Genomic DNA, 25161 nt, shown 5'->3' with positions numbered 1-25161 from the left:
CTTATTACAAAATGGGTCAAGCGATTGATTTAGTGCTTACAATCGTCGCTGCATTCGTGTGCGTCGTCAGCGAAATCATCGTCGCCTTCTTGGTGTTGCATTACGCCCCAACCATCAGTCACGCCGCCAAACTCTTGTGCAAACTCATGTAGGCTAACTTCTTGTTCAACGATAGCATCATATTCTGGCACCATGTTTAGACAAACAATCAGCTCCCACTTACCCGACTCGTCGTTTAGAAGCAGTTCAATTTCACCTTCTAGATCTGATTTACCTAGTTCTTCAAGCGCTGATTCTGCATCACGCTGATCTTCAAAAACTAAGAAAAAATCGACATCAAGTGCTTTTGATAGATCAATGCCTGCATCAGCCATTGCTTCAAGCATTTTACCATTGTCATCATCTGGAAATTGCATGTTAATCCTCTCTAAATCACTTATTCAGCAATAATCTTAACGCTTTCGCCATTAAAACTAACGACTTCACCGGCAACTACTTTCTTGCGTTTGCGGGTTTCAACTTCACCATTAACGGTGACTTGGCCTTCAGAAATAACGTGCTTGGCTTCGCCACCAGCACTCATCATTCCTTGAACTTTCAATACTTTGTATAACTCGATGTATTCTTCGCCTGACTTTAATGTCAGCGTTGGAGTATCTGCACTCACTGTATTTCGCCTTTAATAACTAAATCTGACGGCATTATAGCACTCTATTTATAATGCGAGTGCATGGTTTCTAACACCTTTGTGCTGCCAATAGTCCATAAATACAATCATCAAACCATTGGTCGCCAATTTTGCAGTTTTCACGCAGCAAACCTTCACGCACGAAACCGCATTTTTCAAGCACTTTGGTTGAAGCAATATTTGGCTCCACACAATAAGCGATAAACTTATGTGGTTTATAAGCTAAACAAGCCCAATCAACTATGGCTTGTAGCGCTTCACTAGCAAAACCTTGACCATGGACATCAGGATGAAGCATGTAGCCAACCTGAATTTGTCCCATTTCAATATCGGTATTTTGTAGGCCGATAAAGCCAACAAAAGCTTGTGTATGGACGTCTTCAATAATAGTGAGTAACCACTCGCCTTCAGTAAACTCTTGGCTTTTTAATACACGCTCGAACTTTTGGCGTATCTCGGATTCGGCTTGAGGCTTACGTACAAACTCATTGAGTTGCTCATTTGAGTGAGTATATAAAAAGTTGTTCCAATCGCTGGCAACAACAGTTCTTAACCTAAGTCTATCGGTATACAGTTCGAGCATGTTAATTCCTTCTCAAACAACAAGTGACGACAGATTAACCTCTGCTAGTCACCTCTAGAAGGTGGTAACCAAATTGTGTTTTAACTGGGCCTTGAACTTCATTTAGAGGCGCGCTAAACACAACTTCGTCAAATTCTTTAACCATCATACCTGGGCCAAATGAACCTAGATCGCCACCTTGTGCTGAAGATGGGCAAGATGAATTCGCTTTTGCTACGTCGCCAAAGTCAGCACCATCAAGGATCTGTTGCTTAAGTTCTAAACACTGTGCTTCTGAATCAACTAGTAGGTGTCTTGCTGTTGCTTGTACCATGGTATTTCTCCCATAAAATAATTGTCATTGCCTATCTAGGCAAAATAAAACCCAGCCAGTATATACCAAATTTTACGGTACATCCCAGCAGGGTTGTGACAGATAGATTAAGTTACTTTTGCTTAGCAATCCAATCGTTCACTTTTAACTCCATCACTTCCATTGGCAGTGAGCCTGAAGTCAAAATTTGGTCGTGATAAGCTTTTAAATCAAACTTATCACCCAACTCTTTTTCAGCTTTTGCACGAAGTGCCAAAATCTGCAGTTGGCCAACTTTATAGCTCAAGGCTTGACCTGGTATCGCCATGTAGCGCTCAACTTCAGCGATAATATCGGTTTCTGCCATTGGCGAGTTATCTTTCATATACTGGATTGCTTGCTCACGGGTCCAACCTTTTGCATGCAAACCTGTATCAACCACAAGACGCATTGCGCGTAGCATTTCATCAGACAGTTTACCAAAGTACTGATATGGATCTTCAAACAGTCCCATTTCAATGCCTAAGTATTCCGCATACAGGGCCCAACCCTCTTCAAATGCTGTGTAGCCACCAAAACGCTGAAACTCTGGTACACCTGTAAGTTCTTGCTTAATCGCAATTTGGAAATGATGTCCAGGCGCGGCTTCATGTAAAGATAAAGTGGTCATCCCCCACTTTGGCTGTGCCTTTAAATTATAGGTATTGATGTAGAACACACCAGGGCGTGAGCCATCAACTGCCGGAGACTGATAAGAGGCACCGGCTGCTGATTTTTCCCTAAAGCTCTCAACTGGTTTAACAATGTAGTCCGCTTTAGGCATTACGTTAAAGTACTTAGGTAGCTCCAGATTAATCTTATCTTTAAGCCCCATGTAACCATCAACTAAGTCTTGACGTTCAGTGAAGAAATATTGTGGTTCGGATGCAAGTGATGCGAAAAACTCGGTTAAGTCACCTTCAAATCCAACCTGTTTTCTAACGCTATCCATCTCTGATAAAATACGTGCCACCTCTTCTAGACCCACTTTATGAATTTCATCAACAGGCATTGTTGTTGTCGTATGGGTATTAGCTAAATGCTGGTACCAAACTTTACCGTTAGGTAAGCCCCACCAGCCGTCTGTTGCTCGAGATGATTTAAGGTAAGTATTTTGGAAATAATCTCTTAATGAGGTTAACTCAGGCAGTAATTGTTCACCAATAAGTTGGGTATACTCTTGCGTCAATGCTTGCTTATCAGCTTCTGAAAATGACTCTGGCATTAAAGTGATAGGGGTATAAAATAAGCTATCGCTGACGTTATCAACTAACTGTGCACTGAGTTGAGGAATGATACGTTCAACTAGCACTCGTGGCAGCACAACTTTACTCTCAATGCCTTCGTTCATTCGTTCTTGGGCGACTTGCATCCACTCAATAAAGCCTTGTAGGCGTTTTTGCCAGTTACGGTAATCTTCTACCGTTTTAAACGGCTGTGCACTCTCTCCGCTGCCTAATTGCACCATACTAATAACAGTACTATAGAACTGATTCATCGGCATAAAGTGGTTAGGGAAAGTCTCATCGGCTAATGCCACATTACGATTATAAGTAAACATATCGTAGCTAAGCTTTAAAGCGTCCGGCAATTGCTCTCTATCTATTTTCTTAACGTCTTTTAAATATTGAGTATTCAAATTATGACGTTCAGTTAAGTAAGTATGTGACAAGCCATCGCCAAACTGGTCATTGTAATCATTAACACCAACATAAGTCGCATAGATAGGTTCTAGCTTTAGCTTGTCTTTGAAAAAGTTATCAACCAAGGCTAAATACGCTTGCTCTGCAGACTGAGCTTGACTCGCTTCTACCGGCGCTTTTTGCAACGGTTTATTTGCTTGTTGTGACTGCTCGCTTTCGCTATTGTCACAGCCAGTAAGACCTATGATTGCGCCAATTGATAGCGCTAGTACCGCCTTCCTCATTTTGTTATTCCTTCTATTTATTGTTCTATACTTATACAGGTATTCATAAAACCTGAGCCGTAAAGGAGCTTTCAATGATTTATTCATTTAGTAACTCAGGTTTTAGAGATCCCGAAACAGGCGTTTATAACCAAACCTATTTTATGGAGGTCTTTAATCGTGAATGGCATCGACACATTCGCGATAATCAAAGCTTGGCTTTATTGTATCTATGCCCACACATTCATGAAACTATTTATCAACCTCAATTGTTAGAATTATTCATGAAGCGAGTACAACTTGCTTTATTACGGACAACCGATTTACTCGCAAGGCTTGATAATCAAGCATTTGCATTAGGTATTTTTGAAGTAAACAATGCTGGAATCCAGATCGTGCTTAAACGATTAGAATCTAAAATAGCTGAATTTAATAACAACCTATTATCGCAGCGCAATAGCCCGATTGAGTATGAGTTAGGTGGATGTGTATGTCGCCCTAATAAAGGACTTTATCTAGACAATTTATTTACGACTGTAGAAAAGCACACCCTACAATTACAAAGCAAGCATCAATCTGTCGCTAAAGTGATTCAGTTTTAATCCACTACCAAAACTCTCGACTCTAATTGCCGTAATCAAAAATATCTTTTGAAATGACTGCTAATAAAAAAGCCCCTAAAAAGGGGCTTTTCGTTATCGCTTATGTTAAAGGCTCACGTTATGAACGCGTGCTTTTTCTTTAATATAGGCAATATAGCTTTTAGCTGAGCGTGCAGTTTTCTTGTCATTAGCAGCAAGCGTGGCATATTTGTATGCCGACTTATACTGCTTTTGATTTAGATAAGAGAGCGCAAGTTCAAACTGAACTTCACCAGGACTCTTAACACCTGCATCTAAAGCCTTTCTTAGTGCTGTGATAGCAGACTTATGCTGACCATCTAGCGACAAGATACGGCCTTGTCTTAGATAAAGTTTACCTGAATTATTGATTGCAGCAGCCTTACCATATGTTGCAGCAGCTTCTTTCAGCTCTTTAGCATTATGATAAAAACCGGCAAGAGTGGTTAAGCTCTTTTCATCTTCTTTAATCAATCCAGACTTCATGTGCTTAGCAAAAATCTGTGCGGCATTATATGGTGAACCATTTTGCGCCAACAGCTGAGTCAAACGCGTAATGTTACCCGCTGTCTCTAAAAAACCATTTTTGTAAGCTAAGTCATATGTTGCTAGTGACTTAGTGTAGTCTTCAGTCATCAAGTAAAACTGTGCCAACTGAACCCATAAGCGCTTGTCGTCTTGGAATAATGGCACCATGACTTCAAGTACTTTAACTGCTTCTTTATACTTCTTTTGATTGAAGTAAGCAGTTAGCTTCATTTGATACAAGCCTTTATCAGGCTCTTTCGCTAACGATAAGCCTTTATCAGCGACTTCTAGTACTTTGTTCCACTCTTTCTGCTCTGAATACGCAATACCGATACGACGGTATACTTGCGGATCTTCTTTACAGGTAAACTCCATCCACTTGTAATACATTGGGATAGACTCTTTAAACTTTTTATCTCCGATAAGAAGATCAGCATAGAGTCGTAGAGTTTGAGCGTGGTCAACACCGCCTAGAATGTCAGCGTCTACCGCAGCCTTAAGGTACTTAGTCGCCGTACCCATTTGGCCTTTTTCCGCATAGAAGTTACCTAACATGCGAGCAATATACGCTTTATCAAAATCGTTTTTAGCGTTGGCTTCTAGAAGAATCGAGATAGCTTCATCTAGATTACCTTCGGTGTACGCTTCGAAAGAACGTTGTACTTTCTTTGACGCGCTTTGCCCTACTGCTTTAGATTTACGCTTTTCAATTGGACACTTCTCAGCAGCATAGGCTACCGGAGCTACCGCAACGCTTCCACCTAAACAAAGTAATAAGGCAGCGGCTATAGAGTTAACTTTAGTCATAATTATCTGCCTCCTTTATCTAGTGTGAAATCAAGTTGAACAGTCATGCCAGGTTGCTTAAGGGCTTTGCCATCAACAATCTTTGGCTTGTACTTCCACTTTTTAAGGGCTCGGCGTGCTTCTTTGTTAAATAAACGCTTTGGCTCAGCTTTAATCACCTTAACGTCTTCAACACCACCTAGCTCGTTAATGGTAAAGCTAAGTTGTACCCAACCTTCTTTACCATCTCGTGCTGCAGCAATCGGATACTGAGGCTCGATTCGTACGATAGGTGTAGCATCACCATCTCGCGTCATCATGTTGCCTAGTTTAAATCCAGTATTTGCACCACCGGCTTCAACTCCACCCATATTAAATGACATATTGGTATCAATGTCAGATGAACTATCTGGTGGCGTAGTATCCGGCTTTGGCGGCTGCTCTGGGGGTGTAGGCGGTTTAGGCTTAACCCTTGGCTTTTTCTGCGCAGATGCGTCATCTCTGTTCATGGTAATTTCAATGACAGGTGTTTCTGTCGAGGTTTCGTGGCGGGTTGGACCGCCACCTACCAAGAAAGCCATGAAGACAAACAAAGCAAAAGTCACAGCAGCACCAATTATCAGTGATACTATTCCTCTCAGCATATTATTCGTTCCCCGCCGATACAGATATCTTATCGATACCCGCAGCTTTAACGTTATCAAGTACCTTAACAACTAAGCCATGCTTAGCTTCCTGGTCTGCTTGAATTAATACTGCAGCCTCTGGTGCTTCTGCAAGCATACGTTCAACGTTTGCAGTTACACGCTCGATATCAACTTGACGGTTTTCCATCATGATAACACCAGTGTTGCTCACACCAATAAAGATGTTAGCTGAAGGCTTCTTGGTCGCTTGTGACGCTTCAGGCTTGTTATAGTCAAGACCTGATGGCTTTACAAACGATGTTGTTACAATAAAGAAGATAAGCATGATGAACACGATGTCGAGCATCGGGGTCATATCAATCTCAGCTTCTTCTTCTACGCTTGAATGCTTTCTACGTGCCATGTTCAATCTCTCTCTAGTGGTGCGGCATGCTGTCTTTTAGCTTTGCTAAACTGATTTTCATTTTTGCATCAAGACGCGTACTAAAGAATACGCCTGATAATGCTGCAACCATTCCCGCCATCGTCGGCATGGTTGCCATTGAAATACCAGCTGCCATCATACGAGCATTACTCGTCCCATGAACTGCCATCACATCGAACACTGAAATCATACCGGTTACGGTACCTAGTAGACCAATCATTGGACAAATAGCCACTAAGGTTTTGATAATCAGCATACGTGCAGTTAAATCTTGCTTCGCTTGGGATACCCAAGCTTCACGGATGCGGTGTGCATACCAAGAGGTTGAATCCTCTCGTGCTTCCCATGCGCTAATGATTGCTTTGTGCTGTTTTGGTGATACCCAATTTAGGTACCAGTAGCGTTCAAGCATCAATACCCACATAACAAACAATACACCAGCCACTAACCAAAGGATGTCTCCCCCGGCGGCCATGAAGCCCCTGACGGAATCCCAGATATCCATCAGGAATAACATTAGGCTTTCCTCTTCTCAGCGTGCGCAGCAACGATACCAGCACTTTGTTCTTCAAGTACCTGTACGATTGATTTACTACGAGCGATAACAACAGCGTGCATCAACATTAACGGTAGTGCAGCAACTAGACCTTGAACCGTTGTCATAAGTGCCATAGAGATACCACCAGCCATGAGCTTAGGATCACCTGTACCGAACAACTGGATGCTTTGGAAGGTTGCAATCATACCAGTTACTGTACCTAGTAGACCCATCATAGGAGCGATAGCTGCAAGTACTTTGATGATAGAGATGCGTGACTCTAGTGCAGGGGTTTCTTTCAGAATTGCTTCATCAAGTTTCAGCTCTAGGGTTTCAACATCAACATCTTTGTTGTCTTGGTAAGCTTTAAGTACACGACCTAGTGCGTTGTTACCTGGGTTATCAAGGTTCTTACGCTGAGCCTTAACTTTAGCACCAACTACACCTAGAGTGATTAGACGCTCGATAGAGATTAGCGCACCAAGTGCTAGTAAAGCCATAATGATGTAACCGATTGTACCACCCGCTTCAATACGCTCTTCAATTGTTGCTTTTTGCGTAAAGATGTTTAGTAGAACACCACGAGCAGGGTCGACATAAACAGGTGCTGTACCAGATGTCGCTTGTGCAAATGCCGCTGCAGACTTTACTTGATAGCCATCAGGTTGCTGTGAAAGTTCCTGAATTAGGCCAAGATCTGGATTGTAAACAACATACTTGCCATCAGCGATTAAGTTAAAAGCACCGATACGAGTAACAGTTGTGTTATTAACGCTACCATCAATACCAGTAACTGCACCGTCGAACTTAACAACTTTTCCAGACTCAGCCATTTCAAACAGCTGCTCTTCCCAGAAACGCTCTAGCTCATCAATTTTTGGTAGTTGTTTACGTGCACCAAGGTCTGCAATGAATACATCACGACCAGGGTACTGAGCAGAAACGTTAGAACCCGCTATTTTACCAGCGAAATCACCCGCATCACCTTTAACAACACCAAACATTTCACCCAAGTCACCTTGAGCTGTTTTTAAGTCTTCTTCTAACTGACCGATTTTACGCTCGTTATCTAAAAACGCTTGGTTTAAATCTTTACCGCGTTGGCGTTCAGCCGCTAAAGCATTCTTTTCACGCTTTAGTAGTGCAGCTTTATCGCCACGCTCGTTCTTGAACTCTTGCTCACGCTTTGCATTAGTCTTAGATGCGTTTGCTCGATCAACTTTAACTTGGTTTAGTAGTTGATCAATTGTTTTAGGTGCATCTGCAGCACTAGCAATACCGGCCGATAATGACAGGCTCGCAGCAACGATTGCTGTAGTGATAAACTTCTTCATTATTGTGCAGCCTCCGCAGCAGGAATTGGTAACGAGAATAGATCCGGCGCGCCTTGTTTACGAGCGATACGAATACCTTTAGTTAGATCACGTAGGTAGCTATCAGCTAGTGGCTCCCAGCCTTTAGTTTCATCGTTATACATCCAAGCAGATTTGCCATCTAAGCTTTGTGCATATAGTGCAACACGACCTAGGTTAAAGAAGTCAACCAGTACTTCTTTACCATCAAGCTGTAGCTGACCACTTTTAACTGCTAATACTGAACCGTATTCACGCTCAATTGAATATGCATCTAGAATTAGACGATACTTCTCTGCAAGCGTTACTTCAGCACTGTTAAGTAGTTTCTTTAGGTTTTCTACACGCTCAACACGTGTTTCAGTGTTGAATGGAAGGTCAAGAGCAACAAACTGCTCTAGCGCGTCAACCATTTTAAACATCAATGGCACTACGCCTTGACGTAATGAATCAACGCCGTTGATATCATCTTGAATAGATTTCATTGTAGCTTCTTGGTCTGCTACCAAGCCTGCTACGTAGTCGTTGTAGGATTTTAGTGATTCACGTTCATCAGCAACTGACCCATACTCGAACAACATGTCCTGAGCCTGATCAAAATACTTATCAACTTTCTTCTGAGACGATGCTGCTTCAGTATGAATTTTACTGTCAGCGTTTTGAACGTCTGAAAGAGGATCGGCAATCACTAAGTTGCTGCCTGCTAAGGCTAGTGCGCCAATGAGCGCTGTAGCGATTTTTGTTTTATTGCTTACCTTGGACATAGTTCCCAACCAATTTGAAGTGATTAAAAAAGCTTTAACTTATCAACAACAGGGTGCATGCGCTTATTTTGCTTTAGTTCCCTATTGCCTAAGCCTGTCTTTCTATTGTGATTGTTAATTATTATCTTCCCTTTTCTACATCTTCGAGGATGTAGACCCGCTGGCATCATTTCACAAAATGTTGACCTGTGTCAACATTCGAAAACGCCTAAAACTGTCAGAAAACGAGCTTAAAGAGTAAAAAACAGACAAGATGTTTTTTTTGGGAGGAATCGATGAATAAAATTTGTTATATAACGTGCTTACTTGATTATAGATTACCGCAAGCTGCTGTAAGTTAAAGATATAAAATCAAAAGCAAACACTAGTTAACCAACAAAATCACAACAACCTTAAAAACATTTTCTATTCGATTGAAATTATCTCAATGAATGTATCACGAATAGACTCTTCTTCGCAGAGTGATGAAAGTGGAACTCTACGAATAACAGAAAGTCTAGTTGAATTAACTAAACGAATACTCAATTATTCTCAAGTTAGAGGGAGGAGAGTTAAACCTTACATAAGTAGGCACTGGTGCTACCACATTACTCAAAGAGTACAGCTAAAACGATAACACCATTAACAAGTAAAGTTTGCATATTAAAAGAAGCGCTCAAATTAGGAGCTAACCTCTATTGCTTACGATTCCATTAAGTTAAATACGGAACCTGCATTTTGACTATTGCTACTCATGTGAAAGTAAAACAAAACTTCCTGAAAAATAACGATAAGTTGCCAGCCTAAAATGAAATTAATTTTGTAAAATCAGTTTTAAAAACGTTCTAAACCAACATTAACAATGTGCTAGTAATGCAGGCAATTCATTAGTCATAAAAGAAAAATCATTTTACCTTCTTGACCATTTCCACCTATTAAAGTCAACGTCAACTTTAAAATCGAACATTTATATCACCCAGCGGACACGACCAACTCGACGATACATTCATGAATTCTGACAAAGCCTCATTGATTGAAGTTACGCAGTGAAATAAGTGATTTGAGTCGGATCAAAAAAGCCCAAGTACCCCTAGGGCTTCAGCAGGTTAAGTCCAAAACTCATTCTAAATTCAACTTATGGTTCGAGAAATAACCACATTTAATTACCTGTGGTATAGCCCGTTCTTTGTTTACGATTCAAAGAGGTATAAGCTTCTTTTTTGTCCTTTTCCATTTGTTCCGTGGTTCTACATACTTTAGTTTTTCTATTTGACCCTGTGCGTGACATCATTTCACAATGAATACCTGCTATCACAACTTCACCATCGTCCGTCTGGTTTTTAAACATATCCTGTGAGGACTCGCAACCTACAAATAAAAACAACGATAAAATCAATAGTTTTTTCATACCTATCTCCTTGGTAAAAATAAAAAAGGGCGCTAAGCGCCCTTTAAATATAAATTTATCTTAGAATCTAATACCTGCTCTAACATAGATGGTTCTACCGATAACATCATATGTTGACACATCTGTATTAGCCCCAAATGCTGAATACACAAATGGTGGCGCTTCATCAAAGACATTATCCACACCGGCTGTAAGCGTTAGATGGTCGTTGAACGCATAGTTAGTTTGGAAATCTACAACAACATTTGAATCTACATCTCTTTCAAATGGGTCTGTCCACCAGCCAGCTTCTGTTTCTGTTACACCACTAATATAACGAGTAATCAATGACGTATTGAAGTCAGAAATAGACCAATTAACCGTAAAGTTAGTCTTCCATTCAGCGAACATACCATCATGGTTTCCTTCGAAACGGCCAACGTGGTCAATAACTGAACCGTCTGCCAGATACTTGTCATACTGCAGTAAATAAGTACCATCGATACCGAAGCCCCAGTCACCAAATCCAGACTCTAGGCTATAGCGGAAATCAAAATCTACACCCGCAGTATCGATTCCGCCCACGTTAACGGTATAGTTATCTACTGTAATGATGCCACCAGCTGCTGCGCTATCAGCACCAAAACGTGTAATCGTTTCACAGTATTCGTTAGAATTGAAACAACCATCTAGACGAGTTTGTGTACCAACGGTAGAAATCGCGTTATCAAGCTCAATCTTCCAGTAATCGACACTCATCGAGAAGTTTTCAATAAACTCAGGATTGAATACTAAACCAACAGTTAATACATCAGCAGTTTCAGGTGTTAATGTAACCGCTCCATTCCAGTTTTCAGAACCACCACCATTAGTTGGGATCTGCTCAACACCACCAGAATCATATCCATCTACAGGTACACCGGTACCGGTACAGTTAGCCCAGTTCGGCGAGGCTTTAATCGCTGCATATTCTGCATCGGTATAGAAGTTGCCATCACATGGATCGATTGCTTCAGGGAATCCAACAGATGCACCACCAAATAAATCAGATGTTGTTGGTGCTCGGAATGCTTCAGATAACGTTGCACGAACCATTAACGACTCAACAGGCATCCATTTTATACCTAGCTTGCCACTCGTGTTATCGCCAAAGGTGTCATAATCTGAATAGCGCATTGCCGCTTCAAAATCTAACATGTGAGCGAAAGGCATATCAGACAGGATAGGTACGATTAATTCACCAAAGAACTCTTGAACTTGATACCCACCACTAGTACCTACTGCAGAGCCTGCTGTAGTAATACCTTGAAGAATAAGTGAGTCCGGCGTGTAAGAACCTGATTCTGTACGCTGTTCCCAACCGGCAGCGAACCCGACAGAGCCCGCTGGTAAGTCGAACAAGTCACCAGAAACAATAGCAGACAAGACTTCTTGCTTATTTTGACCCGTTTCTGTTGTATTATAGTCACCAGAGATATACTGAAGCATCTCTTGTGAAACTTGATCATCAGATCCTGGTGTACCGAAGATATTTAACGGTACACAACCTGCGATAACGCCGCCATCAGCATCCAGACAAACAAGTTGGTCTCCAGCAGCATCAACGATAGCATCGCCATTGCCATCAACCATAAGGTTGCCATTTGAATCTAACCAGCCTGTAGGACCTACAGCTTCAGCAACACGATCTAGGTTAAAGTAACCTTGAGCTTTTTCTACAGAGTCACTTTGACCCCATACGTATGAAACTTCCCAATCCCAACCATTGGTGAATACACCGTTAAAACCTACAGCGGTACGGAAAGTCTTATAATCACGCTCGTTAGCACGACCACCAGTTTCTAACATACGGCGACGCCAATCATCAATTTGATAAGCATTACCATTTGCATCCTTAGGACCCATTTTTTGGTTGTAATAATTATTCGGAGAATAAGGCGCCGGTGAGCCGAAGAATACCAATGGTGCTAGCGGCTCAGGTGCAATCAATCTGTTACCTGTTGTTTGCACATAGTTCGCTTCAGCAAAAGAGTTAACTTCGCCCAAGAAACCAAACTCACCTAAAGTATAATTTGAAAATACCGATGCATAACGACGCTTACTTGGCGTTTGTAGGTAGTTTACAGGATTGTAGTTATATGAATCTGTAGCACCGTCATAAGGTCTCCAGTCTCCATACTCAGGTCCACGAGTTACGCGACCATCAGCCGTGTTAGCATTTACCCATGGTGGTGCAGAAGAACCGCCTTGTTGTGTCGTTCCATCTTCGTATGCACGTAGTTCATACTCCGAAAATGAACGGTCTCCCATAAATACATCACCTTGGTCACTATAACCAAGCGCAACAACGACATTTCCTCGCTCACTTTCAGCACCAAAGGTAACATCTACGCCTTTAGTTTTTGCATCGCCCTTATCACTTCCACCGTAGTTAAGCTTAATTTCGAAGCCTTCAAAGTCATTCTTGGTGATAATGTTAACAACACCTGCAATCGCATCAGAACCGTAGGTTGCCGATGCGCCATCTTTAAGGATCTCGACACGTTTAACAATTGCAGTTGGAATAGTATTTAAATCGACTGAAGAGTTAGCGCCACCGCCACCTGCTACAACACGGCGACCGTTGATAAGTACCAATGTACGCTCAGAACCAATACCACGTAGTGAAAAACGAGTACTCGAATCTCCACCGTTGTTGGTCTGTGTGTTTACAGCAGCACCTGCCGATGAAGTCAGATTTTGGAGTAAGTCACCGACATTATTCACGCTCATTTTTTCAATAGCGGCTGCATCAATTAACGTTACAGGGTTCGCACCTTCCATGTCAGTTCTTTTGATACGTGAACCAGTAACTTCAATACGTTCAACGCCGTCTTCATCGGCTGCAAGAACAGCCGGAGCGGTGAATGCTGCTGTCATTGCACCGCTAACGAGCGCTAGACGCACTGAATTAGCGAGTAAATTATTCTTATACATTGTAAATCTCCCTGGACTTTCTTTTATTTTTTTAGCTTTTATCAGTCCATACACCTCAAGTGTTAATGAAATGATAAAATGCAAACAAATAAAAACACAGTCGCAACAAATTTACAACAAGTGAATCAACTTAAAATTTAATAGATACAAATATAGGCTGGAGTTAACTAATAGTGGCTAAAGTCAATATGACGTTCAGTAGCTGTTGTAAAGGCCATGTCTAGTAGCTCTCATTTAAATAAGTAGCTAATCAAAATAAAAGACTAAAAATGAGCTAAAACACTGATAGTTAATAAGTACTAGTTAGAGGGCTTAAGTTAACAACTTCCCTATAGATGAAAATTCTCTGAAATAAATCTCCTTCGCACAAAAATAGAAAGTTATTCGTTCGATTTTAGGTATAGGTTCGCAATCGAAAAACAACTCTAGATGTAAATATTAATTTACATTGAAAATGATACAGATTCTGTACACAACTTAGTTTTAAATAAAATAGAGTTACTTTGCAGCGCAAAATGCGTACAGATTTAGCTCGACCAACAATATATCTAATCTCTCAGATTCGCTCTGCTAGAAAATACAAATAAAAAACCGAGCCCTTTTCAGAGCTCGGTTTTTAAGTTCTATTAACTAATTAAGCTAATATTTGGGCATTCTGCTCGACTATAAAGTATAACGGATACCGATTGCGATACCGTCATCTTCAGACTTAGCCATTGCTTCTTCGTTAGCGCCTGAGAAATCGCTGAAGTCTTTACGACCTTCTAGGTAAAGAACTGTGTTTGAATCCCAAACATAGTGCACACCAGCAACAGCGAACTGACGCTTAAATACGCTATCGTAAGCAGCTTCGTACTCATCACCCGCTTCTAGGATGTTGTAAGAAACGAAAGTACGGATGCCGTTATCAAACTTGTAAGAAGCTAAAGATTCTAGACCCCATGCTTCTGGCATCATACGACCTAGGTTGTCAGTATCGTGGAACTCTTGCTTGTTCACGTTAAATGCAGCGTATACACCTTCTGCATCCCAGTTACCCCAAGTCGCACCAACACCATAGATAGAATCAGTTTCAGTTAAACGCTTACCAGCTGAAGTTGTTGCTTCAAACTCACCTAAGTTAAAGCCTGCAGTAAGAGTTAGCATGTCAGTAACGTTGTAAGTCGCCGAACCACCGTAAGTGTAGTTGTACTCGACTGTAGTCACTGAGTTTTGAACATTAACACCAGCAGCTTTAACATTCATAAAGTCTGCGGTTGGCAGGATAGGGTTTGAAGCACCAGGAACTTCATCTACTTCGAACTCATCTTGCTTTAACTGTGCTTGTAATGCGAAGCTAAAATCACCGAACGCATTACGGTATTGAACAGTCTTATCACCACGACCAGTACCATTTACAGCACCGTCAGCCTTGTTGTAAGTGTAAGTACCTGAAGCATTACCATCCCATACGAAACCGTAGTTAGTGTTGTAAACTACGTCGTACCATGCACCCCATTGCTTACCAATAGTGATAGAACCATAAGTGTCATGAGCTAGACCAACATAACCTAGGCGGTTGTTTAAGAAGTCACTGCTTTGAGATGCAAAAGTGCTGTTGCTGTTGTACACAATATCAGTGTTGCCGAATGGGTTAATGCCCCACTCAAGTTTTGTGTAAGCTTTCCAGCCGTGAGTCATTTCACGAGTAAAACCGAAGTTAATGCGTGACGCACCATCAACAACTTCTGTAGAACCTTGAGTGTTAATCACTCGAGCATCGATAAAACCACCAATTTCAACCGCGTTTTTATCATCTTTATAGATCTCAATCGCTGATGCTGTTGGCACAAATATTACTGCGGCCAAAGCCGATGCTACTAAAGTCTTTTTCATTTAATTTGCCTAACCTTAATGTTGTTCAGTCTGCTTCATTCAAATCGTCATCCATTCCGTTGTTTTCTTTCTATCCTGATTACTGCGGAGATTAGCAAAAGATTATCTACCACTCAAAGACGAACATCACACTATTTGCCAGTTTTTGCACCTAATTAACTAGCAAATACAGAACACACGAAACATTGAACCAACTGTTAACATTTAGTTAGCCGTAAATTAATAACAAAACCCTTAAATTAACGACATCTGCGCAGAGGTTATTTCTATGAAAGTAGTTTTCAATATAGTAAGAATAGGTTCAGCAATAGGCTCTAACTGCCTAGATAAATAGTATTCATAGTCGATTGAGCTTAAACAATGACCTAAAGGCTCAGCACCTTGAATCGTTATGAGATACTCAATTCTTGCGCCGCGCTTAGTATATTGATCATCACCGGTTACTTGCCATAATCTGCGGGCAGCCTTTAAATGTGGTGCAGATTTAGCCGTATAATCCTCTAAATTCCGCCTTAACGGTTTAGTGAAAACTAATTCGTCGTCAAGCTCACCACGATTAAGCTGCTCAACGATACTTTTAAGATAGGAAACCACATCTTGTTGATTGAAAAGTCGATCATATAATTCATACTGCACTCGCCTAGCTAATGGAGACCAATCGCTACGCACTTGCTCCATACCTTTGAAGATCAGTTTTGACTCGCCCTCAAGGCTAGTTTTAGCACCGACATAGCGCTTCTTAGATCCTTCTACCGACCCACGTAATGTTGGCATAAAAAACTGCTCAAAATGAGTTTCAAACTCCAACTCTAAAAAGCTCGTAAGCGCAAACTCTTGCTCAAGCTTTTGCTGCCAGAGCAGATTAATCTTATCGGCTAAAGCCTTACCAGTATGCTCAACCATACTTGAATCGAAGTCATTGCCTAACCAAACAAAGGTTGAGTCAGTGTCGCCGTAGATCACCTCAAAGCCTTCGGCTTCAACCCAAGCTCGCGTTTGTTTCATGATTTCGTGGCCACGCATCGTAATCGAACTTGCGAGTTTCGCATCATGGAAAACACAACCACGAGAGCCTAACACTCCGTATAAAGAGTTCATGATGATTTTAATCGCTTGAGACAATGGTGCATTGCTGTGAGATTTTGCGAGCTCTCGCTGCTCTGACAGCTTTTTAATCAACATAGGCAAAATAGGCTGACTACGGCTAAAGCGACCACCTAGAAACCCGGGAACTGTTTTATTCTCAGGTAAAGCGAGTCCTTCTATGAGCCCTTTAGGATCAATCAAAAAAGTACGGATAATTGAGGGATAAAGACTTTTAAAGTCTAAAACCAGAATATGTTTATATAAGCCTGGTACTGAGTCCATCACATAGCCACCAGGGCTTTCTATGCCGTCACTTGCGGGTTTACTCGGTGCGACAAAGCCAGCACGATGCAAATGAGGTAAATAGAGATTATTAAAGGCGGCGACTGACGCCCCCACTCGACCAAGTTCTAAGCCGGTTAACTTGGCTCGCTCAAGTACAAAATCAAATAATTGCGTTTTTTCAAAGATATCCCAAACAAGCCGGCTATCAGTAATGTTGTAATGAGCTAACGCTGGTTTGTCGTTAGCAAACAAGTCATTAATTTCATCCATTCGGTTATCAACATTATGGATAGCCTTACCTTCATCAAGTAAAATCTGTGAGACATGCTCTAGCGAGTAGCGGTCAAACTGATAAAAAGCCGCTTTTAACCAATCAATACCATCTAACACCACCCGCCCCGGCAAAGAAAGCGTTTCTGGCCGGTATTTATCCTCTACTTTCCAGCTCAAGGTTTGGTTATTTCGACCAATGGTTAAGGCTATACCATGGTGTTTAGCTCTGCGGTAAAGCAAGGCAAGATCAAACGTAACCACCGCCCAACCGATAATAATGTCGGGATCATACTCATCAAACCAAGCGATTAAACGACGTATTAACCCAACTTCACTCTCTACCCATTCGATATAATCTTGCTCAGAACCTTTTACAGACCTTTGATTTGAGTCTTGCGGCGCACCAACCATAATCACTTTTTGGTAAACAATGCCGTCGTTGGTTTGCCCGTATAAACCAACAGAATAAAGCTCTCCAGCAAAGCTACATTCAAAATCAAGAGATATTGCTTGCAAACTTGTGATGGTTTCAGCCTGGCGCGCCCGGCTTGCAATAAATACTGGCTTGTTATCGCTAGATTGACTCTCGATTAGGAAGTGGCCGTAAAACTCCACATCTAATGCAATAAAGCGTTCAATCAAAAATCGATGTTCAGCTTTAATATCAGCTTCAAATAGCTCGATATCCAGATCTTTAGCAATACGCACTAAAGTGCGCTGCTGTCGCCCATCACCACAATACAAGGCTGTAACCGGCTCATGAGTAAAACTCTTCAGATTTACAGCACTTGCTCGCATTCCTTTTAAGCCATCATTAGCCTCAAGTAATGAGTAATCACTACTCTTTATAAAGCAAACATGTTCCTGTCCAGGAATTTCAACCGTCACAGGGCCCGCTTCAGTTTGAATAAAGTATTGCAAAACCAAGCTACCTTGCCGATGAATAGCATGACGAGTTAGCACTCGACCTTTAATCAGTTGTTGCTCACTCGCTGCTATTTTCATACTTAATTCTCAATTATATTCACTAATCATCACTAAACGCTTCTTAGGCTAAGTAATCACTGTTATTATGTACAGCACTATTTATTAGCTTAGTGCATTCATGTTAACCGCAGACGTTAAAACTCAAATTCGTACCATATATAAAGGCATTTCTACTTCACTGCCTAACTTTCGCCCGCGCCGCGAGCAGAATTATATTGTTGCGGAAATATCAAAAACGCTTGCCGGTGAATATGACAAACAGCGCCGCATTATCGTGGTTGAAGCGGGTACCGGTATTGGTAAATCACTTGCTTATATTTTAGGTTCAATACCGCTTGCTTTAGCCAGCAAGAAAAAAGTCTGTATTGCTACCGCTACTGTGGCACTGCAAGAGCAGTTACTGCATAAAGACTTGCCATTCTTTTTACAGCAATCAGGTCTCGACTTTACCTTTGGCTTAGTCAAAGGTCGTCAGCGTTATGTTTGCTTATCTAAACTAGAAATGATGGTTGGGCCAGACAACAGCAGCCAAATGGCCATGTGGCAAACTAAGCCAGATCAAAGCCAAGTGGATATGCTTGAGGGCTTATTAAAAGATTATCAAGCGGGTACATGGAATGGTGAGCGCGATACATTAACCAAACCGTTACCCGATCATTTATGGCAGCAAATTGCCTGTGACAAACATAGCTGTCACCGCCAACTTGCAAGCCACCGTAACTGCCCGTTTCATAAAGCCCGAGAAGATATCGACACTTGGGATGTATTGATCGCCAACCATAGTTTGTTATTTGCTGACTTAGAGCTTGGCGGTGGTGTAATTTTGCCCGATCCTGAAGATCTCTATTACGTTATTGACGAAGCGCACCATTTACCGATTGTTGCCAGAGACTTTAGCAGCGCACAGGCAACGATTCGCGGCGCTAACGATTGGTTAGAAAAACTGACTAAAACCACCAGCAAATTACAAAACCAAATTAAGAGCAACTATATCATCGCTCCAGCACAATCAATGTTGGATCATATTGGTGATATTGCCGGCATGCTCAATCAGGTGGCGCAATTTTGCGATGCCCAATCAGCAAAATTTGATAACCCCGAAAATCGTTTTCGCTTTGAGCATGGCAAATTGCCGTCAGCGTTAATGGTTCTTGCTGAAAACTTAGCCACGGCATCAAACCTTGCACTTAAGCAATTTAACAAAATGCTGTCGCTACTCAATGAAGCGATTAAAGATGGCGAGATCCCCAAACATCAATCAGAAGCCCTGCTTTCAGAAACAGGCTTTATGCTGCAGCGTTTAGAGAATCTACAAAAGCTGTGGAAGATGATGGCCAAAGAGGATAGCCCCAAAGGTGCTCCAATGGCTCGCTGGATTGAACAGCTAACCGGTAAACAATCAGATTACCTGTTTAACGCTTCACCTATAGAAGTAGGCTTTATGCTTGAAAATCTGTTGTGGGATAAAGCTGCTGGCGTCGTACTTTGTAGCGCAACCTTAAGAGCCCTAAATAACTTTAATCATTTTACCCATCAAGTTGGACTGTCAATCAACGATGGTAGCCGCTATTTAGCATTAGATTCGCCATTTGATTTTGAACAAAACGCGACACTATTTTTGCCAAAAATGGACTGCGAGCCAACTGACGATAAGTACACAGATGAATTAGCAAAGCATATTGTTGCACTTGTTGAAGACGAAATGGCCAGTTTGGTGTTATTTGCCTCATACTGGCAAATGGAAAAAGTGGCCGATTTAGTTGAATCAAAAATAAAAACGGGTTTGCTCATTCAAGGCTCTTTACCAAGACAAGAGATCTTAAAGCAACATAAAGAGCGCTGTGACGCAGGCAAACCGAGTATTATTTTTGGCACAGGCAGTTTCTCTGAAGGTCTCGACCTCCCAGGAGATTACCTAACCAACCTTATTATTACTAAATTGCCGTTTGCGGTACCAACCTCACCCGTTGAGCAAGCACATTCAGAATACATTAAAATCAAAGGCGGTAACCCATTTCTACAGCTAACCATTCCAGACGCATCACGCAAATTAGTGCAAAGCTGTGGTAGATTACTCCGTAAAGAACAGGATTACGGCCGGATATCGATTCTAGACAGACGTTTAGTGACTAAACGTTATGGAAAGTCTTTACTAGATGCCCTGCCGCCGTTTCGCCGTGTGATTGAATAGGACAAGCATTGGATTTAATTCTCGACCCAAGCAGCTGGGCCATACTCGCGTTAGTTGGATTTATTGCCGGATTTATTGATGCGGTTTCTGGCGGTGGTGGGTTGTTGTCTATTCCTGCGTTGCTAACAATGGGTGTTTCACCGCACATGGCGCTTGGCACTAACAAACTGGCAGCGAGCTTCGGCTCGTCGGTAGCAGCGTATACGTATTATAAGCAGCGCTTGTTTTCTCCCTCTTTGTGGTATCACACATTTGTCGCTACCTTTATAGGCGCAGTTTTAGGCACATTTATTGTGTACCTTATCGATAATCAATGGCTAGAAAAATGGCTACCCATCATGATTATCGCTATTGCGCTTTATACCCTTTTTCAGCCGAATGCGATGGGTGGCAATAACCATAAAATTCCAACTCGTGCCAAAAGTAAATTAAAGCAATGGCTGCAAGGTTTACCGCTAGGGTTTTATGATGGTTTTGCAGGCCCCGGAATCGGTGCCTTTTGGACGGTATCAAGTACAGGACTACATCAACTACCACTACTATATAGCTGTGGCCTTGCCCGTGCGATGACTTTTACAAGTAACCTCACCTCACTGATTATTTTTATCGCCTTAGGCAAAGTTCATATAATGGTGGGTTTATCTATGGGGCTTTGTATGATGGCCGGCTCCTATTTAGGCGCTCACTCAGCGATTAAATTTGGCCTCCCCTTTATTCGCCCGATATTTATTACCGTTATACTATTAATTGCCGCGCAATTAGTATGGAGTGCTTGGCTATGACCAACGAGCAACTTTTAGCAAAGCTAAAACAGCAGCTCAAACAGTTAGAGCAAGAGGTCTTGCAGCATGACTCACGACTTCCGCCTGGACAACGTAAAATGATGCAAGATGTTGAGCGCTTTAATAGTGAGCTGTTTATACAAGTCGGTGGTCAACTTCAGCCCTGCATCGATCAACTATCAAAAAACATTATCCAGCTTGAGCAACTTTTAAAAGCCAAACGTTCACCTTACACCATAGTTTCAAGCTGTGAGAAAATTCAAGACAGGTTCAGCGCATTACGCCGAGCCCTGTCAACAACCGGGATCAATGTTAAGTCTATTGAGCAACAAAAGCGCAGTCGCCGAGCTTATGCAATTAAGCGCGGTAATCAATCACATGCCGACAGTGGTTTTAGCTGGATAGCCTCAAGTGTGATGCAAAATAGCCATCAACTTTATGAAGAACTTAACAAACATTTGAACTGGGCTAAGATTATTGAACAAAAAATTGAAAATTTGCAATCTTCACTTGAAAACTGTCATAGTGCTGACAAAATCAAGCTGCAGCATGAGATCTTATCGCTGCACAGTCGGTTAGGTAAATGCCGACAAGCGACCAGTTACATTGAAGATCGCATCCAATTATTCGAGCGACCGTTTAAAAGTCACAATCGTTAAGGAACAAACATGAAACCACGTTTAACTATTACCGCACTTCTCGCTCTATGTGGTTCTTCAGCCGCTTTTGCCGCTGACTTCAACATCCCTATGGCTTTTGAGTATATCGCTGTTGACGGCAAAGAAGTTGAAACCAGCTTATTTAGCCACAAATCTGAAATTGAGCTAGACCAAGGTACTCACAAAATAGCCATTCGCTACAATGATCTTGTAGAAGATGACTTCAGTGATAGCGAAACGAATATTAAATCAAATGCGTTTATCGTGACTATTAATGTAGACGGCGACTATAGCTACCAACTAAAGCCTGCTGACGGTGAATTTGTTAAGAATCCAAAAAGCTTCGCCAAGGCGCCACAAGTTGTAGTGACTCGCGAAGATAATGGCAATGTAAGTTACAAAGTTACGCAAACTAATATTAGCGAAGAATCATTTGTGTCTCGCCTATTTAGCGGCAATAACCCAACAGATGTTGACGCTGAAGCCGCTGCCGCGACTGGCGCAGCCGTTGCGGTTGCTGCAACGCCAACGGCACCAGTAAGCAAACCTTCTCCGGCTGCAGCCGCAACGTTACCAGAAGCGGCTAAAGCAGCACCTGCCGCAGCAACAGCTGATACAGCAAAAGCCGAGCAAATGCTTCAATACTGGTGGCTACAGGCTGATGAACAAACTCGTAAAGAGTTCATGAGCTGGGCAATTAAGCAACTTTAGTTTCGCTGCTGTTTATTGCTAGCAAAAATGCTCCCTTTGGTATATCACGCCAGCTACTCTAAGCTGGCGTTACCTACTAATCATCAATTTCCCAGTACTAAATATCGCAACCTATATGATTACCTTTTACAACAAGGTATAGCGGTAAAATCCCAGTTTATTGCACCTGAAAAAGTCAATCCGAAATACCTAAACCAACTACATGACTCCGAGTATGTTGCAAGTTTTATTAATGGAACTCTCGATAACAAAGCCATGCGCCGTATTGGATTCCCATGGAGTGAAGCATTAGTTGAGCGCACACTTTATTCAGTTGCCGGTACAGCACTCACCTGCGAGCAAGCTATTGATTATGGTTGCGCCCTTCATTTAAGTGGCGGATACCATCATGCCCACCATGAGTTTGGCAGTGGTTATTGTATTTTCAATGATCTTACGCTTGCCGCAATGCACTGTCTGCGAAAGGACCCTATTGAAACGGTACTCATATTTGACTGTGACGTACATCAAGGCGATGGCACCGCAACGATAGTGCAGTCCAATAGCAACATCATTACTTGTTCCCTTCACTGCCAAGAGAACTTCCCTAGTCGCAAACAACAATCAGACTATGACATTGAGTTAACTCGCGGTACTGAAGATAAACAATACTTAGAAACCGTCAATCAAACATTGGCCTATTTAATTCGCTTACACCAACCTGATCTGATTATTTACGATGCGGGTGTCGATATTCACCAAGATGACCGCCTAGGTTATCTAGACATCACTAGCCAAGGCATTTTTGAACGAGACAAACTGGTATTACAGCAAGCAAAATCAGCAAAAATCCCGATTGCCTGTGTGATTGGTGGTGGGTACAGTAGAGATGTTACAAAATTAAATCAGCGTCATAGCCAGTTATTCATCGCAGCGAATCAAGTATGGCAACAAGCTGATACCGATAAGCTCTAAAATAGCGGATTAATATCGCACGATAGCGCTAGCGGCATTGCAAAAAGCGGCCATTAGCAAGCCATTGCAAATGGCATTTATCAAATAACAAGTAAATACCGAGTAAAGCCTGAGAAAAGGAGCCAGCCATGCAATTAGAGATCAGAAACTATTACGAAGTGTTATTACTCGAAATGCTATCAGATGAAGGCTTACTCGATGAACTTCCCTCTGACTACCTTGCCGACCTTTGTTGTATCACCCTTAATCAGCTACCAACACGTTATATTCGCCATCTAGTCGATACCTACTTCTTTGAAGATTACAACGAGCTACAGCAAATGAAACACGAGATCCAAAAAGCACTCGAAAAGTCGCGGGCATTTTTGAAGGAATCTGATCATTTAAAAGAATCGCAATAAGTCGTATCGAATACTCTGCCAAAGCTGAAATTCAAAGTAGGATCAGATTAACACTTAATCTTAAAGTTATATGATATTGATGGAGTGAAGTGGTACACATGAATTGTACAACTGAGGCTAGCTTAAGATAGAAAACTTAAAATATCAGTTGGAATATCATGTAAAATCAGGAGTTTATTACTTTTAAGGGGAGTTTTGGAGGCTCCCCTAGAGCCACACCCCGGCACATGAGTCGCCTGCTGCGGTTGCTCCCTTCCGGGCCTGGCCGAGTTCACAAGTTATCATTGCGGGGGGATGCGAGGTAAGCACCCATTAACTAGTTCAGAAATGACCCAAGTAGGGTTAAGTCGTTAATGTCGCACTATATGTACCACTCTCAAAGACCACATTCAAGAATTATTAAATCATGACTAAATGCCTAAACTCTTGTAACTAGGAGAATAGCTGAAGCTGTCGCGTTTATAGAGTACAAAGCCACATGTTCTGAAACATGTTTTTCCTCTACACCTGAGCCATGCGAAATGCCTAATTTATTTCGGATTGTTCCAATGAGCATTAATGGCTGATCAAAAAACTTATCTAGATCTGTATGCTCTATGACTTTCGCTATGAGTGGCCCTACAGTTTCATTCCCTTTGAGTTTTATCTTTCGTTGCTGACAGACTACTTTCATAACACTCTCAAAAGCACTGCAGCATTTAGTTACTGATTCTCTATATTTACCATGACGATAATCTTCGAGTCCGGATAAAAATTCCTTATTTGCTGCACTAAACTCCTTCCCACGTAGTAATGTCAAAACAGGCTCTATAGCCGTCTGATCTATAGCTTCACTATCCTTGCGAATGATCTTGGGGTAAGTAACGTCATATTTGAGAACTCTAGCGAAACCAGAAGTAACGCTGTCATCAGAGTCATTTTCTACTTCTATGGTTTCAACATTCCCGTACGTTAACTTATAAGGAAGCTCGTCTATGTCTAAAAACTGGTTTATTTCATCTATGAAACTATTGTACTGAAGTAAAACCCGACCAGCTTGCGTCTGAAAGATATATTCTAATGCGTCAAAAAAATAGTCATCTTCACAAGACCACATATACTCTAACATTGCCGCGGAGTAATCGTTAAAGTACCCGCGAGACTCCGCAGAACCGATGACCTTACCTAGATTCATCATCATCATGGAGTGAATTTCATTAAGTAATGCTTGCGTTGAAATACCATGTTCTTGTCTTTGAATAAGCATGAAAACACGATTACGAAAAGTTTTAGTAAGGGCCTTAAGTTTCACTTTATCTTTCTTAGGTCTACGAGAGAATACCTCAAAATTGAACATGATATTTTTCACCTTGTTTATTATTGGATAAAACGATTACTCATAGTTTGTTAGCTCTATAAACTACATGTTATACGGTAAAGCTTTGCACTCAAAACCTTTTATCTTAACT

The 25161-nt window shown here is 41.6% G+C and carries 23 protein-coding genes and 1 other RNA gene; 7 read left to right on the top strand and 17 right to left on the bottom strand.

Going from position 1 to position 25161, the window contains the following annotated elements; translation table 11 throughout:
* Nucleotides 1–29: 29 nt before the first annotated feature.
* The 5 genes from L2740_RS11415 to L2740_RS11395 form a co-directional block, all read right to left on the bottom strand.
* The gene (locus L2740_RS11415) at nucleotides 30–416 is read right to left on the bottom strand and encodes a ribonuclease E inhibitor RraB (protein ID WP_248950321.1); all 387 of its coding nucleotides are present in this window, start codon (nucleotides 414–416) and stop codon (nucleotides 30–32) included.
* 20 nt (nucleotides 417–436) lie between these two features.
* Complete coding sequence (locus L2740_RS11410; protein WP_248469372.1) at nucleotides 437–667, bottom strand: RNA-binding S4 domain-containing protein; 231 nt, start codon at nucleotides 665–667, stop codon at nucleotides 437–439.
* Nucleotides 668–737: 70 nt separating this feature from the next.
* Nucleotides 738–1271 carry a GNAT family N-acetyltransferase gene (locus L2740_RS11405; RefSeq protein WP_248950320.1) on the bottom strand — a complete coding sequence of 178 codons (534 nt, stop codon included), beginning with the start codon at nucleotides 1269–1271 and terminating at the stop codon, nucleotides 738–740.
* 34 nt (nucleotides 1272–1305) lie between these two features.
* Nucleotides 1306–1584, bottom strand: a complete 279-nt coding sequence (locus tag L2740_RS11400) for a peptidylprolyl isomerase (RefSeq protein WP_220780756.1) — start codon at nucleotides 1582–1584, stop codon at nucleotides 1306–1308.
* Nucleotides 1585–1696: 112 nt separating this feature from the next.
* Nucleotides 1697–3529 (bottom strand): DUF885 domain-containing protein, encoded by a 1833-nt coding sequence (locus L2740_RS11395; RefSeq protein ID WP_248950319.1) that lies wholly within the window; start codon nucleotides 3527–3529, stop codon nucleotides 1697–1699.
* A 74-nt stretch (nucleotides 3530–3603) separates the two neighbouring features.
* Between L2740_RS11395 and L2740_RS11390 the strand changes: the two genes are divergently transcribed.
* Entirely contained in the window at nucleotides 3604–4110 is a 507-nt protein-coding gene (locus tag L2740_RS11390) for a diguanylate cyclase domain-containing protein (protein WP_248950318.1), read from the top strand.
* A 105-nt stretch (nucleotides 4111–4215) separates the two neighbouring features.
* On the opposite strand, the gene L2740_RS11385 is transcribed toward L2740_RS11390, so the two are convergent.
* From L2740_RS11385 to L2740_RS11340, 10 genes are all read right to left on the bottom strand, one after another.
* Nucleotides 4216–5463: a tetratricopeptide repeat protein gene (locus L2740_RS11385; RefSeq protein ID WP_248950316.1), complete on the bottom strand. Its 1248-nt coding sequence runs from the start codon at nucleotides 5461–5463 to the stop codon at nucleotides 4216–4218.
* Between the two features lie 2 nt (nucleotides 5464–5465).
* Nucleotides 5466–6086 (bottom strand): energy transducer TonB, encoded by a 621-nt coding sequence (locus L2740_RS11380; RefSeq protein WP_248469377.1) that lies wholly within the window; start codon nucleotides 6084–6086, stop codon nucleotides 5466–5468.
* A 1-nt stretch (nucleotide 6087) separates the two neighbouring features.
* The gene (locus L2740_RS11375; protein ID WP_248469378.1) at nucleotides 6088–6492 is read right to left on the bottom strand and encodes an ExbD/TolR family protein; all 405 of its coding nucleotides are present in this window, start codon (nucleotides 6490–6492) and stop codon (nucleotides 6088–6090) included.
* 13 nt (nucleotides 6493–6505) lie between these two features.
* The gene (locus L2740_RS11370; protein WP_220780762.1) at nucleotides 6506–7030 is read right to left on the bottom strand and encodes a MotA/TolQ/ExbB proton channel family protein; all 525 of its coding nucleotides are present in this window, start codon (nucleotides 7028–7030) and stop codon (nucleotides 6506–6508) included.
* Nucleotides 7030–8385: a MotA/TolQ/ExbB proton channel family protein gene (locus tag L2740_RS11365; RefSeq protein WP_248950315.1), complete on the bottom strand. Its 1356-nt coding sequence runs from the start codon at nucleotides 8383–8385 to the stop codon at nucleotides 7030–7032. Before L2740_RS11365 ends, L2740_RS11370 begins: the two co-directional genes overlap by 1 nt.
* Nucleotides 8385–9167 carry a DUF3450 domain-containing protein gene (locus tag L2740_RS11360; protein WP_248950314.1) on the bottom strand — a complete coding sequence of 261 codons (783 nt, stop codon included), beginning with the start codon at nucleotides 9165–9167 and terminating at the stop codon, nucleotides 8385–8387. The genes L2740_RS11365 and L2740_RS11360 overlap by 1 nt, the downstream gene beginning before the upstream one ends.
* 1138 nt (nucleotides 9168–10305) lie before the next feature.
* Nucleotides 10306–10554 (bottom strand): hypothetical protein, encoded by a 249-nt coding sequence (locus L2740_RS11355; RefSeq protein WP_248950312.1) that lies wholly within the window; start codon nucleotides 10552–10554, stop codon nucleotides 10306–10308.
* Between the two features lie 60 nt (nucleotides 10555–10614).
* Nucleotides 10615–13509, bottom strand: a complete 2895-nt coding sequence (locus L2740_RS11350) for a TonB-dependent receptor domain-containing protein (protein ID WP_248950311.1) — start codon at nucleotides 13507–13509, stop codon at nucleotides 10615–10617.
* 663 nt (nucleotides 13510–14172) lie between these two features.
* Entirely contained in the window at nucleotides 14173–15384 is a 1212-nt protein-coding gene (locus L2740_RS11345) for a porin (protein ID WP_248950309.1), read from the bottom strand.
* A gap of 234 nt (nucleotides 15385–15618) precedes the next feature.
* Entirely contained in the window at nucleotides 15619–18033 is a 2415-nt protein-coding gene (locus tag L2740_RS11340) for a DNA polymerase II (RefSeq protein WP_248950308.1), read from the bottom strand.
* A gap of 100 nt (nucleotides 18034–18133) precedes the next feature.
* On the opposite strand from L2740_RS11340, the gene dinG reads away from it, so the two are divergent.
* The 6 genes from dinG (at nucleotide 18134) to L2740_RS11310 (ending at nucleotide 23713) form a co-directional block, all read left to right on the top strand.
* Nucleotides 18134–20206, top strand: coding sequence for an ATP-dependent DNA helicase DinG (dinG, locus tag L2740_RS11335; RefSeq protein WP_248950306.1), 2073 nt, complete (start codon nucleotides 18134–18136; stop codon nucleotides 20204–20206).
* An 8-nt stretch (nucleotides 20207–20214) separates the two neighbouring features.
* Complete coding sequence (locus L2740_RS11330) at nucleotides 20215–20988, top strand: sulfite exporter TauE/SafE family protein (RefSeq protein WP_248950304.1); 774 nt, start codon at nucleotides 20215–20217, stop codon at nucleotides 20986–20988.
* Nucleotides 20985–21647 (top strand): primosomal replication protein, encoded by a 663-nt coding sequence (locus L2740_RS11325; protein ID WP_248950303.1) that lies wholly within the window; start codon nucleotides 20985–20987, stop codon nucleotides 21645–21647. Before L2740_RS11330 ends, L2740_RS11325 begins: the two co-directional genes overlap by 4 nt.
* A gap of 9 nt (nucleotides 21648–21656) precedes the next feature.
* The gene (locus tag L2740_RS11320) at nucleotides 21657–22358 is read left to right on the top strand and encodes a DUF2057 domain-containing protein (RefSeq protein ID WP_248950302.1); all 702 of its coding nucleotides are present in this window, start codon (nucleotides 21657–21659) and stop codon (nucleotides 22356–22358) included.
* 27 nt (nucleotides 22359–22385) lie between these two features.
* A complete protein-coding gene (locus tag L2740_RS11315; protein ID WP_248950301.1) occupies nucleotides 22386–23312 on the top strand; it encodes a histone deacetylase family protein in 927 nt (308 codons plus the stop codon).
* Between the two features lie 128 nt (nucleotides 23313–23440).
* Nucleotides 23441–23713 carry a late competence development ComFB family protein gene (locus L2740_RS11310; RefSeq protein WP_248950300.1) on the top strand — a complete coding sequence of 91 codons (273 nt, stop codon included), beginning with the start codon at nucleotides 23441–23443 and terminating at the stop codon, nucleotides 23711–23713.
* Between the two features lie 204 nt (nucleotides 23714–23917).
* Here L2740_RS11310 and ffs read toward each other — a convergent pair.
* Nucleotides 23918–24014, bottom strand: an RNA gene (gene ffs, locus L2740_RS11305) — signal recognition particle sRNA small type.
* A gap of 117 nt (nucleotides 24015–24131) precedes the next feature.
* Nucleotides 24132–25049 (bottom strand): DUF7014 domain-containing protein, encoded by a 918-nt coding sequence (locus tag L2740_RS11300; protein ID WP_248950299.1) that lies wholly within the window; start codon nucleotides 25047–25049, stop codon nucleotides 24132–24134.
* Between the last annotated feature and the right edge of the window lie 112 nt (nucleotides 25050–25161).

Source organism: Shewanella pneumatophori, assembly GCF_023283895.1.
Classification (GTDB): Bacteria; Pseudomonadota; Gammaproteobacteria; order Enterobacterales; family Shewanellaceae; genus Shewanella; species Shewanella pneumatophori.
The sequence above is the reverse complement of the archived record's forward strand: the minus strand, read 5'-3'. Positions and strand labels throughout refer to the sequence as shown.